A 14,286-nucleotide genomic window follows, 5' to 3' on the forward strand; every position below is an offset into this window, starting at 1 on the left:
CCTCCTTCTTCATTGATGAATGCGCTCTTCGCGCTTGCGCAACAGGATACCGCTAAGAATACAGTCCGGCATAGGAGGGCGGTAAAATTTTACCGCCCTCCTATGCCGGGGGTTACGCTTGAGCCATGACGAACAGACTTGACCCTCATGAGATTATGAACGGCCTCGATCGCGATGGTGTGACGAGGCTGATCATAGGCGCGCCGGGAAGCGGCAAGACGGGATTTGCCGTGGCGCTGCTGGTAGAGGCTTTACGCCGCTACGGTGGAGCTGGGGCGGCGATGGCCGTACCGGGACGTGTGGCTGCGGAATCTTTGAGCAATGAGGTAATTCACCGGTTGGGATTCTCGCAAGAGACGCGTCCGGTCGGTACTTTGGGCGCTATGGCATTCCGCGTGGTATCCGCTTTGCGGGCTGTTCAAGGACTGGTCGCTCCCCGTTTGCTGAATGGAGCCGAGCAGGATGCACTGCTGAGAACGGTGATGGCGGTGCATCTGAAACATGCAGCTTTGGGCGATGACTGTAATACTTGCGATTTGTTGCGTGAATACTTCGCTCAGGATGATTGGGCGCATGTGATACGTTTCGATTCCGGTGGAGATGCATTCCGCACGATGGACTCGCCAAACCTTCGCGAGTCCAACGATTCGGTGCCGGTGGTCGGTGGATCTTCCAGCGTAGAGGTGTTCACGCGCGGCATTTCAGATGCTTTCATCGGGCAATTGCGCGATATGCTCGCGAGATTAGATGAGCTTGGCGTCGGTCCGGATGAAGAAGATCGACTGTTGCGCCGGGCGATTGCGGAGCCTCGGCTGACGGTGCAATGGAAACTGGCTTTTGCCTTGCGCAAGGAATATATCGTCGCTCAGCGTCAGGCATATCCGGGGCAGTATCGTTTGGATGCGTCATACCTGTTGGTGGCTGGGATGCATGCGGTGCGTGAGGCTATGGCACTCTGGCGGCAGACGGGCAAGGTCGATGCTTCAGGGACTGACATGTCCGCTCAACTGGAATCAATGAGCATCCCGCGATTGCTGGTGGTGGATGATGTACAAGATACAACACTGGCGGGTATGCGTTTTCTTGAGGTCCTTGGCGCAGCAGGTGTCAAACTGGTGTTGGTCGGTAACCCGGATGAGTCGGTGCAATCGTTCCGTGGCTCGTATCCCGAATATCTGATGCGGCGTGCGGTGCGGGGAAGTCTTGGAGCGATTGAAGAACCTCTGGCGCGGCATGAAGGTGCGCAACAACTTGCGAATACCCAGACCGTAAGCCCTATAAGCGACCCTATCAGTATGGTGCGATTGGTCGCCAGCCGTGTTTCCCTGTCAATTCCTTCTCCGGAAGACGAGCCGTTGCCGCCTGCCTTAAGGTCAGGCAAGATCACCGATGTCTTGAATAAAACGTGTGAGCCTGGCTTACATGATGGCACATTGTTCGCGAGGCTTTACCGTTCCGCGCGCGAGGAACTTGATGACGTGGTATGGCGCATGAAGCGCTCGCATCTGGACCATGACGTCAAGTGGAATGACATGGTGATCATTGCGCATGACAATGCGACCGTCCGTCGCTATGGTGAACGGTTACGCCGCGATGGCGTACCTGTGCGCTATTCGTCGATTACTCGGCCCCTCAAGGATGAGAGTCTGGTACAGGGGTTGTTCGCGGTACTGGAACTTGCGCAGTTACGCATTGATAAGACCCAGTCGATTCGCATGAAACCCGCTGACTGTGCCTCTTATGTGCATTCGCGCGTGAGAGCGCTAATGGGTGGACCGCTGATAACTACCGGAGACGCTCCGGGAAGGGGAGTTCCCGGGCGCATCGCTCCGGTGGATTCGGCGATGAATGCGTTGGAGTCTTTAGCGCCGATTGCCCAAGATAGCGCGTTTCTCAGTTCGTTGCTCTCATCATGGGAGTCCATATGTGATTCGATACGCAGCCATGCTTGTGAAACAGGCTGTGAAACACTGTGTGAAACAGGTTGTGAAACAAGTAGTGGGGTGTCTGATGCTGGTTCACCGGTGATCGAGACCCTCGACATCGCACAGCAAGACGACGGATCCGAGTTGTCTTTTGGTGCTGATGCGTTGTATGTGATGCTGGGGTTGGATCTACCGTCGGCCCCGGCTCGGTCGGTAGTGGAAGCCGTGCATGCGGTGCTTGGCGAAGATCCACAGGCGCGGGCGTTCGCTAACCTATGGGCCATGGTGAGCAAGGTATCGAACGCCTTGCGTCGTTTGCCGGTGGAACAGCGATCACAGCCGCGCTACGCTTTGTCCGCGGCATGGGAGGCTGCGGGACTTGCATCTGTATGGCAACGAACGGCGCTGCTGAATACCGAAGATGGACGTACGGCGAATGATCGTTTAGACGCTGCCATGCGGTTGTTCCAATTTGCCGAAGATGCCGCCGCGAGCCGTGACCTGGAGGAATTCATGGCGCAAGTGCGTGGCATGGAGGTACAGGCTGATTCACTGGCGCATGTGGGCCCGGTGGAAGATGCCGTAATGCTGACTACGCCCGCCGGCGCAGCAGGCAGACATTGGCGTTATGCCTGGATACCTCAGGTGCAACAGGATGTGTGGCCGAATCTTGCCGGTCGCAATACCATGTTCGGCGGGGAAGACCTTGCCGAACTGGTGTTGAGGGGGCCGCAAGCGATATCACACAATGCCGTGGGTGGTTCCGGCATGAATCAGGATCCGCAGTTCACGGCTGTGATGTCTGCGGAGAAAAAAGGTTTTCTGGTTGCGTTGACCCGTGCCGAGCAAATCGCGATCAGCGCCGTATGGAACGATGACTTAAGTCCCTCGGATTTCCTCTTCGGATATATGCCGGAATACTTCCCAAGAAATCGACAGCAGGCGCAATTCGCTGCCGTAGGTGATTCCTCTGATGACGCATATCCGGATTACGCGGGATTGGATGCTGATCCCAGAGGATTGGTGGCGGCGGCGCGTACCGTAATGGCGACGCATGAGCCAGATGAGGTCATTGCGCGGGACGCCGCTCAGGCTTTGGCATTACTTGCCGTACATGGAGTGGAATCAGCGGATCCCGCCAATTGGGCGTTTACGCAACAACAATCTATACGGCATCACGGTGGCGATGATGCGCATCAGGCAGAAGACGTGTGCCATAGAGATGGGACGGATGGGACAGAGCACTGTCGACAACACGGTCGGTCTTCGGAGGAACGTTGTTCGTCGGCTCCTTCCGCAGCAGCGCAGACTCCAATGGCGCGAACAGCGATGGCGCGGACTTCATCGGGGCCGGATACCGCAGCGCAGTCGGTTCCGTCGCTCGTGGTAACGCTTTCGCCTTCCGCGGTTGATGGCTTATGGGCATGCCCGGTGTGCTGGATGTTGGAGAACCGTTTCGCCGGTCCGCGTATGAGCTCGGTGGCCACCGGTTTTGGCACTGTGATTCATGCTGTGGCGCAGCAAGGCAGTGAGGAGGGCTTGGATTTGCTCTCCTGCCACGCCGATCGGCTTGAGGACTTGGGATTAGATGCCACTGCATCAATAGATCAACGTATTGAAGCGGTCCATCAGCGCTTGTTGACCATATATCAGGGCAGAAGGCCTGATCCTTCCTCCATTGCGGATACCGGCAACAGGTATGCGGCGACCCGCAAAGATGAATCGGCGCAGGCCGCTCTTGGCGCTATCGCCGATTACTTTGTGCGTAGTGATGCTGATCCAGAGGCATATTTGGGAAAGAACGCCAAGAATTTTGCTATCGGACGGCTGGCCAAGGTCGAATGTGAACGTGAATTCACCGCACGATTTGGGTGGCATGAAATAGCAGCCGCCTATAATGCGTTGTCCGGTGTTCGGCCGATTGACCGTTCCACTCTGATGCGCATGATGGGGGCGTTGGTCGGTGGCTGGCCTGAAGGCATGGATGAGGGGCTTATCGTGCGTCTGTCCGGCCGTATCGATCGCATGGAGCATCGTGTTCTTGCCGATGGAAGCGAGCGTATTCGCCTGATTGACTACAAAACAGGCAAAGTGCCGTCCGTAAAGCGAATTTTCAATGATCTGCAGTTGGTGTGCTACCAGCTTGGTCTTGCTTTTCCTGAGGTCATCGATGGCGATATCCGTAAGGCCGATCGACTGGATCAGACACCCACTATTGCGCAAAGTGCACTATTCCATGTTGGTCAACATGCTGCGCCGGCGCACAGCTATGCGCCGGAAGGCGCTTTCCAACCTCCTCTGTTCGTTGACGGAGCGTTGAACGAGACGCCGTTCACAGCACGGCAGAACTATCAGAAACTTGAACGCTTCTTGGATATGCCAATGCTGAACGTCAACCAACCGCCTTGTGGGGTGCCTGTGCAGGCTTGGCAGCAATTCACCGCTTTCGCGGGTACGCAGACACTGTGGGCATTGACCATGATCGCCCGTGTCATGTATGCGGCTGCGGCCATCAGGTCGTCTGAACTTACCGCGCATCCGCAATCCACCCATATTGAGGTATGCCGTATGAAAGATGTATGCCCTGCGTGTGCTGGGCAGATCAGCACTGTATTTGAAACGAGGCAGGCATGAGCACATTTGTCCCGAGCCCGGAGCAGGCGTCCATCATCAATGCACCAGCCGATTCGGATGTTCTGGTGGTTGCCGGTGCTGGTTCCGGAAAAACCTTTACCATGACACAGCGTATCATCGCGCTTATTCACCGCGGTGTGGCACCGGAACGCATCCTTGGGCTGACCTTCACGCGCAAGGCGGCCGGAGAATTGCTGGAACGAGTTTCTTCGGCGGTAGCGGGGGAAACGGATAGCGCAGACGCATCAGCCATAATTTCGGACCGAGCGTTTCTCAAACCTGCGATTTTCACCTATGACGCCTTCTTCCAGACCATTGTGCGCCAATATGGCTTATTGGTGGGCTTTGACCAGCAGACGCAGCCACTCAGCCAAGCCGGAGCACTTCAACTTGCCACCGAAGTCATCGACGCGCATATGGATTTGGTGTTTCAAGAGGATTTCGGATCATTCTCGCACTTGGCCGGATACGTGTTGACCTTGTCTGACGCCATTGGAAGCGCCATGATTGGAGGCGACTGCGTCAGCTTTGCGCAAGCTGTCGATCTGGTGCGGCAATGGGATACGGCATTTGCCAAGCGCATCGAAACCGTGCTGGAGCATGAGACCGTGCCTGATGCCGAACCGACGATCCCCAAGATCAAACGTCTCAAGAAAGACACGGATGCCAGCTGGCAGGCCAAGCTCGATGATCGTGCTGCAGCATTGCATGCACGTTGTGCATACCATTGTGGCGAACTGCTGCAGACCGTACGCAAACGAGATATTCTCTTGCAGCTGGTCGAAGCGTACGCACAAGCCAAGCGTGAACGGAATATGGCGGAATTTTCCGATTTCACTATTGCGGCATTCCAACTGATCAGCCGTTTCCCGTCAATCGGCAAACGAATACGACGCCGGTACACTCATGTGCTGCTTGACGAATACCAAGATACTTCCACCACACAGGCTGCATTGCTTGCATCGCTGTTCCATACAAAGGATGGACGGTCCGCCGTCAATGCTGTGGGCGATCCGTTCCAGTCCATCTATGCATGGCGAGGAGCGAGTCCTGGCGCATTCCGCATGTTTCAGCGGGATTTTCATATGGATCCGGACTCCAAGCCGTTCCCCTTGTCGGTGACGAGACGCAATAGCCGCATCGTGCTTGAGGCAGCCAATGATCTGACGTTGCCATTGCGTTCCCATCCGGCACGGCCTTCCAGCTCGCTGATGCGAGAGGTGGGTGTCTCTTCGCTCGACCCTATGCCGAATGCACCAGAAGGTACGCTCGGCGTACTGGGATTTGCTACCGCCGGCCAAGAGATGGATGCGGTGGTGCGATTCTGTAAACAGGCGATTCGCCAATATCGTGCGCGCGATGGCAAGGAGGCTGATGACGGTGGGAAGGCGTCGGTCGCGGTACTGTTCCGGTCCAAGTCTCGTATGCCCCAATATCAGGAAGCGTTGGAGCAGGCTGGATTGACCACGTTCGTAGTCGGATATTCCGCATTGCTTGAACGACCTGAGATTCGTGATCTGATGGCACTGCTGCATGTGGCGTCGGACCACACGGATTCCGGATCGTTGATGAGACTGCTGGCCACACCAAGATTTGCCGTCAGCGCGGATGATCTGACACTGTTGGCACGTGTTGCCGAACAGTGCAATACCGAACAACGGTTTAGAGCGTTGGTACAAGCGGGACTGGCCTCAGCGGATGCCCCTCAGGAACAATGGGCAACTGTGGTTCGGGAGCATCGCGATCAGGTGGCGAATGCGGTGTTCCTGCCGGATGTGTTGTTGCGTACGGATATCGAATTGCTGATCAAACCCTTGAGCGAGTGGGGTCGGTCTGCGGTGTCGCATATGGCCAAGGCGCTGCGTCATGTCCATGGTGCCATCGGCCGGCCGTTGAACGATGTGATTCGTGTCGGTGTCGAAGCATTGGATCTGGATATTGACACCGTGGTGGCTGAGGCGCTGCATGACCCTCGACGTCACGCCAATCCCACGGTGGCTCGTATGCCCATGCATGCCATCGTGGATTTGGTCGATACCTATACGAGAGAGATCGCAATCGATCAGACGCCTACGTTGCGGGGATTCATGGCATGGGTCGATCAATTGTCTTCCGTGGAGGATGAGGCGGCCAATCTTCCCGATACGTCGGTGGATGTGGAATTGATGACGGTACATCAATCCAAAGGGTTGGAATGGGATGCCGTTGCCGTGGTGGGGTTGACTGCAGGAGGTTTCCCAAGCAATCAGGGCGATCATCTTAAAGTAGAGCTGGATGAGCGGCATCCCGGTGGTCTGGAACATGGACGATGGGTGGCGCCTCAGTATCGGGACGTCGCCGATTCGTGGCTGACCGACCCCACCGCGGTACCGGTACCCGTACGTGCAGATGCGGCAATTCTTCCAAGATTCCCCCATGATGCGGATGTCGCGATGTCTCCAATGGAGGCATTGGAGACGCTGGATGATGTGGAACTCATTGATGATGAGGCCTTCGGTTCCATGCGTCAGTTCGGCGATGGTGTAGACGAGGTTGATGCTTCTGGTTGGTATCTGACGCAGACGGAGGAATACGGTCGCAGACTCCATGCCGATGAACGGCGACTTATGTATGTCGCGCTCACCCGTGCCCGATCGGACGCCATGCTGACCTATAGCGCCTATGCGGGGGAATATGGCCGCGATCCTTCTGCAGTGCCTAAGGGAGCGCGTGCTGCCCAGGCTTCCAATTTCTGGCTTGAAGTACATGACGCTCTGATCTCGCACGACCATGTGGTCACGGCTCGTCAATGCGTGGAGCAGCTGGGAGATAAGGTGGCTCTCGTCTCCAAGCAAGACGAGCCGATTGAGGCTCCCGAGGGATTCTTCATAGGGGAGCGGGCTTCCGTGTACTGCAACGCCGTGATAGGCGCGGCATGGAGCACGCCAATCGCTCAACAGGATAAGGCCGAGTCGTTACCCTGGCCGGCTACCCTGAGCGCATCCATCGTTGAACGGCTTGATCGTGGCATCGGTGCCGTGCGGCAACAGATAGAACAAGCCGACCGTATCGCTGCCGGCCATATCGCTGCCGGCAAGGGTGCCGCCGCCATTGGTGGGCACGTGCAAGAGAGCCAGGGGGAGCTGGAGTGCCACCAGCCGGCTGGGCCATTGCTGCAGCGAGCGCAGATATTGGTCAGCGATGGGGATCTGATGACCGGACCATTGCAAGGGCAGGCGTTGGATGAGATGGTAAAAGCAAAAGCCCAACGTGTGTTGTCTGCAGGACGGCAGAATGTTACCGGGTTGCAGGCGCGAGTCGGCGGCATGGGGGAGCGGGAAGAACGCATGTATTGGAGAAGCATCGTTCGCCCGGTTCCGCGTATCTCATCCCCGGCAGCGGAAGCGGGCACACGATTCCATGAGTGGGCTCAGCGGTTCATCGGTGCGGGAAGCATCGATGAAAGGGGCACCAGAGAGGCTGTTGCGATGGATGAAGGCGAGCTGTTGCAGTGGCAGAAGCGGCTTGCCGCATCCCGCTGGGCTCGGCGTACCCCGGTCTGGCTGGAGCGCGCCATCGTGGTGGACGTGCCAGGCATTGGTATTGTCAACGGCAAACTGGATGCGGTGTTTGCGGGGGGATTGGATCCACGGGATTCATCCAAACGATTCACCATTGTCGATTGGAAAACCGGGCAAAGACCCACGCAACCACAGGATGTGGCGCGTAAACTCGCCCAGCTTGACATGTATAGGCTGTTGCTCGCTGTGGTGGAAGGTGCGGCGTTGGAGAGTATCGACGCTACCCTCTACTATGTCAGTGAGTCTCAGGAAGACTTGCGCGAGCTTAAAGCCCGCGCCAAAACCAAACAGGAAATCCTTACCGAGTTGAGCTCCGGAATCTCTGAACAATCCGACAACGACTAGGCCATGAAACGCCTATGACAAGGTGCCGGCGCACATACGAGCAGTTCGACTGTCATATGTCGCAATGTTCGCGCATCTGTCCGTGGGAGAAACGCACCGCGTGACGTTGCTCAGAGACCGCTACCCTCGGAAGGTACGTGTGGGCGGGCGCACGTGCCGGACGAATAATCAGTAAGGAGTAAAAGAGTGCCTACGACTCGTGTCGGTGCCAAGTCGTACCCCATCCAGTCGCCCCAGTCGCCATATGCACGTCTGTTCGCATTGCCCGGAACGAAAGCGTTCTGCATTTCAGGCGCCGTAGCCCGTCTGCCGATTTCCATGATGAGCCTCGGCATCGTGCTGGCATTGAACCACCTGTACGACAATTGGACAGTGGCCGGGACTATGAGCGCCGCATATGTGCTCGCCATGTCTTGCGTTACGCCGTTCTATGCGAGGGCGTTCGATCGATTCGGACAAGCCCGTGTCGGTCGGCTGGCGCTCGCCGTGCAGATTGCGGCAATGCTGTCGTTCGCGATTGCGGCTCTGGTACGGGTTCCGCTGGCGGTTCTCTTCGTTCTTGCCATCATCATGGGCCTCACGCAGTTCTCCTTCGGGGCTTTGGTGAGAACCCGCTGGGCGTATGCGCTGCGCAATGTGGAGAATGGCGATACTTTGCTGAATACCGCCTATGCCATGGAAGCGGCGATTGATGAAATCGTATTTATTCTGGGGCCGATTATGGCCGCTTGGCTCGCTACGTCGGTACACCCGGTCTCTCAGCTGTTCGTGCCTACTGTGGCATGCGGCATCGGCGGTACGGTGTTCTTTTCCTTGAAGTCCACGCAGCCGAACCTCCTCGTACAGGAGATCGACGTGCCGTCGAGTCCCGAACTGTGTGACGACGGTCAAGCTGCTGGGCGCAACGTCTGCGAGACCCGCGATGTCAACGACGGCGATAGCGGTGCGGGTTCGGCGCGGGATCACGCGGACCAGCTCACCTTGCGTCAGCTGAAAACACGGGCTCCCAAAGCCAGAAGCGTGCTGCTCTATGCCGGGGTGTTGCCGTTATTGGCGGTGTTCGTAGTGTTCAACATGAGTTTCACTTCCTTCGACGTCTCCATCACCGCAACGATGAAATCCGTGGGATTGGAACCATTCTTGGGTGTGCAGCTCGCCATGTTCGCCGTAGGCTCGTGCGCCGGAGCACTGATGTTCGGTTCCCGACAGCTCAAAGGCTCCCATTGGGCGCATATGGTGATGTTCCTGTCCTTGCTGACTGTGGGATATGTGTTCTTCCGCCTGACCATGGATAATCTCATCCTGCTGGGGATCGTGGAGATTCTGGCCGGTCTGACCGTTTCTCCGCTATTCGCCACCGGTAACCTCATCGTCAAGGATCTCGTGCCGGCCGAGTCGCTGACCGAGGGATTGAGCTGGGTGACCACCGCTGGCACGGTCGGCACTTCGATCGGCTCATCGGTGGCAGGCGTTGTGCTGGATGCATATGATCCTCATATCGGCATGATGCTGCCATTTCTGTTTACCTTGGCCACGGTACCGATCGCTTTGGCGGGTTGGTGGCTTGCCCGGCGACGAGCCTGAACTGGGCAGCATCAACGCTGCCTTATGATGTCCTAGGAGCGTCCTAGGAGCGTCCCGGGAGTCTTGCGCGCCCGGTGTTGAATCCATCATGAAACCTGTGTTCGGACTCATCCTTGTGTTCATGGACATTCTATTGGTTTGCCTTGGCTCAGGTGGTAATCTGTTTGCCGATTCGACGGCGTGGTGGTACTCCTTGCGCATGCCAAATGCGCAAGGAGTACCACCACGCAGAAGCAGATTGAAGACAGGATAAAGCGCCCGGTGTGAGCTGTGGCGGTGGTGACACCAGAAAGCAAGGGGAAGAGCATGATCAAGGTTTCCGTAGTTGGGGCCAAGGGACGTATGGGCTCGCATGTGGTCGAAGCGGTGAACAACGCCTCGGACACGCAATTGGCCCTCGCACTGGACGCCGGCGATGATCTGACTCAGATCACCCCCGACAATACCGATGTCGTGGTGGAGTTCACCGTGCCGAGCGTGAGCCTCAACAACGTACTCACCCTGATCGGTCAGGGCGTGGACGTGGTGGTGGGCACCACCGGTTGGACCGACGAGAAGCTTGCCCAAGTCAAGGAAGCCATCGCACAGGGTCCGAAGCCAGATGCCCAGAAGGTGTTCATCGCCCCGAATTTCGCCATCTCCGCGGTGCTTGCCGATTACTTTGCCGTAAAGGCAGCCAAGTACTTCGAATCCGCCGAAGTCATCGAGCTGCATCACCCCACCAAGGTTGATGCCCCTTCCGGCACTGCGATTCATACCGCTCGCGGTATCGCCGAAGCACGCAAGTCCGCCGGCATGTCCCCGGTGCCGGACGCCACTGAAACTGACGGCGGTTCCCGCGGTCAGGTCATTGACGGCATTCATGTGCACGCAGTCCGTCTGCGTGGTCTCAACGCTCATGAGGAGGTGCTGTTCGGCAACGCCGGGGAGCAACTGACCATTCGTGCGGACAGCTTCGATCGGACCAGCTTCATGCCTGGTGTGCTGCTTGCGGTACGCAAGTTGGCCGGCGACGCTCCTACCGGAGTGACTGTGGGTCTCGATCACTTCCTGGACTTGTGATTCACAGCGGATCCGCTGTGAATCATTGCGGCCATCGACATCACAACGGCACCGCAATCAAACAGGAACCAATATCCAATCAACACTAATTTCACTACCTCATAAGCCAGCATATTGCACATACGCGGACGGTATGTGCAGACCTGCACTACATCCGCGAGATCTATGCGGATGATGCAAGGACAAGAACAACAAAGAGTCCACAACGGGAAGTACGGTGAGCACTATGAGCGAGCATGATATCCACCTTCTTGATCCGGCGCCTTTCGGTCGTATTCTGCCGGCCATGGTCACCCCGATGAAAGCCGACGGTTCCGTCGATTTCGAAGCCGCACAGAAGCTCGCCAAGTATCTTGTCGCGGACGGTGCCGATGGTCTTGTGGTCAATGGCACCACCGGTGAATCGCCCGTCACCCACATGGACGAGAAGGTCGATCTGGTAAGAGCCGTCAAGGAAGTCGTCGATGTCCCGGTGATTTCCGGTGCCGGCTCCAACGACACCGCCCATACGGTGCGTATGGTCGAGCAAACCCAAGAAGCGGGTGCCGATGCGGTGCTCGTGGTCATGCCTTATTACTCCCGCCCCTCGCAGAACGGCATTGTCGGCCATTACAAGGCTGTCGATGCATCCGCCGAAAAGCCGATCATCGTGTACGATGTCCCCGGCCGTACCGGCTTGAAGGTCAAGGTCGAAACCTATGACCGTCTTGCCGAACTTGAACACGTCAAGGCCGTCAAGGACGCCACCGGCGATCTTGCGGCCGCTGTGGAGAAGCAGCAGCGTACTGGTCTCGCTTGGTATTCGGGCGATGACGGTCTGTTCCTGCCGTTCCTCTCCATCGGTGCCGTCGGCATCATCTCAGTGATTGCCCACGTCGCCTCCAACCCCATGCAGCAGCTTGTCCAGGCGTTCGATCGTGGTGACATCACCACCGCACGTCGTCTCGCCAACCAGCTCGCCCCTCTTGTCCACGCGCTGAATGGAGATGGCTATCAGGCCGTCATGGCCAAAGCGGCGCTGAAAATCAAGGGCGTAATCGACTCTACCGAAATGCGTTTGCCGAACATCGGTCCCGATGCCGTTCAGCTTGATAAGACCGAAGAAGGCATGCGCGCATCTGGACTGCTGTAAACGGGTTGCCGTCCTCCGTCTTCGCATGACAGAGCGGAGACAACTACAGAACAACGATCTCAAGAAGTTATGGCAACAGAACAGAAGAATAACAAAGCATCCAAGAACTCGAACTCTCGTCGTCGCGGCACGGGCCGCGGACGCAATTCCGGCGCGAACAACCGCACGCCATCGCGTAAGATCAACACCCCGCAGCGGGCCACCGCCCCTCAGCAGGATGACGTGTTAATCGCGCCACCGAAGTACCGCAAGGGCTCCATGCGCATTACGCCGCTTGGTGGTCTGGGTGAAATCGGCCGCAATATGAACGTGATCGAATACAACGGTCACCTGCTGCTTATCGATTGCGGTGTGCTTTTCCCTGAGGAAGAGCAGCCTGGCGTGGATCTCATCCTGCCTGATTTCGGGTATATCAAGAACCGTCTGGACAAGGTCGATGCGCTCATCCTGACCCACGGTCACGAAGACCATATCGGCGGTGTGCCGTACCTGCTCAAGCTGCGTCCGGACATTCCGCTGATCGGCTCCAAGCTTACGCTGGCGTTCGTGGATGCCAAGTGCAAAGAGCATCGCATCAACCCCACCAAGGTCGAGGTTACCGGGCGTGACCGGCTCAAGGTCGGACCGTTCGATCTGGAATTTGTCAACGTGACCCATTCCATTCCGGATGCTTTGGCCGTCTATGTCAAGACTCCGGCCGGATCTCTGATCGATACCGGCGACATCAAGCTTGACCAGCTGCCGCTGGACCACCGCATCACCGATCTGGTGGAATTCGGTAAGATCGGCGAAAAGGGTGTGGACCTGTTGATGATGGACTCCACCAACGCCGAGGTGCCTGGCTTCGTCAAGCCGGAGACCTCCATCGGTCCGGCTCTTGATCAGGCATTCGCCCAAGCGACCCGCAAGATTATCGTGGCAAGCTTCTCCAGCCATGTGCATCGTGTGCAGCAGGTGGTGGACGCGGCCCACAAGTATGGCCGCAAAGTGGTGTTCGTCGGCCGTTCGATGGTGCGCAACATGTCCATAGCCGCTGATCTGGGATACCTGCATATCCCCGAAGGTACCGTTGTGGACCTGAAGCAGGCCAACGACATTCAGGACGACAAACTCGTCTACATGTGCACCGGTTCGCAGGGTGAGCCGATGGCCGCCTTGGGACGCATCGCCGACGGCAACCACCGCGATATCAAGATCAACGAGTTCGATACGGTGATTCTGGCCAGCTCCCTGATTCCCGGCAACGAGCACGGCGTATACAAGGTCATCAACAAGCTCGTACAGCTCGGTGCCAAGGTGGTCAACCGCGACAATGCGGCCGTCCACGTGTCCGGCCACTGCAATGAAGGCGAACTGCTGTACATGTACAACATCGTCAAGCCGAAGTGCGCCATGCCGATCCACGGCGAGAACCGTCATCTGGTGGCCAACGGCCTGATCGCCGTCAAGACCGGTGTGGACCCGCAGAATGTGGTGCTTGCCGAAGACGGCGACGTGGTGGACCTCTATCACGGCAAGGCTGCGGTCGTCGGCTCCGTGCCGTGCGGCTATGTGTATGTTGACGGCGATTCCGTGGGTGAGCTGACCGACGAAGAGCTGGAGAAGCGTCGCATTCTGGGTACTGAAGGCTTCGTCTCCGCCTTTGTGGTGGTCGACACCGACAACCGTGAAGTGGTCACCGGTCCGAAGATCTACCTGAACGCCGTGGCCGAGGACGAAAGCGAATTCGATAAGGTTCGTCACCAGATCGTCGAACAGCTCAACGACCAGATGATGCAGGGCACGAGGGACACGTACAAGCTGCAGCAGATCGTGCGCCGCACGCTGGGCAGCTGGGTCGCTCGTCAGTTGCATCGCAAGCCGATGATCGTGCCGGTTGTGGCCGACATCGCGCAGGACGTCGATGCTGAGGCGAACAAATAGTAATCAGCTGCGCAATACTTACGGCACTGCGACAAGCTGAGACAAGCTAATATGCGTGTGCCGAATCGTATGCGACAAACGGAAAACGGATAATCCCGGCCGAGCAATCCGAGCGGCCGGG

6 protein-coding genes are annotated in these 14,286 nt (G+C 57.4%); all 6 read left to right on the forward strand.

Annotated features, from left to right (window positions below; translation table 11 throughout):
* Nucleotides 1-125 precede the first annotated feature (125 nt).
* A complete protein-coding gene (locus G1C97_RS08990) occupies nt 126-4,559 on the forward strand; it encodes a PD-(D/E)XK nuclease family protein (protein ID WP_169241480.1) in 4,434 nt (1,477 codons plus the stop codon).
* Nucleotides 4,556-8,464 (forward strand): UvrD-helicase domain-containing protein, encoded by a 3,909-nt coding sequence (locus G1C97_RS08995; RefSeq protein WP_169241481.1) that lies wholly within the window; start codon nt 4,556-4,558, stop codon nt 8,462-8,464. Before G1C97_RS08990 ends, G1C97_RS08995 begins: the two co-directional genes overlap by 4 nt.
* Before the next feature lie 321 nt (nt 8,465-8,785).
* Nucleotides 8,786-10,048 carry an MFS transporter gene (locus G1C97_RS09000; RefSeq protein ID WP_417852227.1) on the forward strand — a complete coding sequence of 421 codons (1,263 nt, stop codon included), beginning with the start codon at nt 8,786-8,788 and terminating at the stop codon, nt 10,046-10,048.
* A 306-nt stretch (nt 10,049-10,354) separates the two neighbouring features.
* Complete coding sequence (dapB, locus tag G1C97_RS09005) at nt 10,355-11,110, forward strand: 4-hydroxy-tetrahydrodipicolinate reductase (RefSeq protein WP_100496818.1); 756 nt, start codon at nt 10,355-10,357, stop codon at nt 11,108-11,110.
* A gap of 226 nt (nt 11,111-11,336) precedes the next feature.
* On the forward strand, nt 11,337-12,242 hold the full coding sequence (dapA, locus tag G1C97_RS09010) for a 4-hydroxy-tetrahydrodipicolinate synthase (protein ID WP_169241482.1): 906 nt from the start codon (nt 11,337-11,339) through the stop codon (nt 12,240-12,242).
* A 69-nt stretch (nt 12,243-12,311) separates the two neighbouring features.
* The gene (locus G1C97_RS09015; RefSeq protein ID WP_100496820.1) at nt 12,312-14,165 is read left to right on the forward strand and encodes a ribonuclease J; all 1,854 of its coding nucleotides are present in this window, start codon (nt 12,312-12,314) and stop codon (nt 14,163-14,165) included.
* The last annotated feature ends 121 nt before the right edge of the window (nt 14,166-14,286 follow it).

Source organism: Bifidobacterium olomucense (assembly GCF_012932375.1).
Taxonomy (GTDB): Bacteria; Actinomycetota; Actinomycetes; order Actinomycetales; family Bifidobacteriaceae; genus Bifidobacterium; species Bifidobacterium olomucense.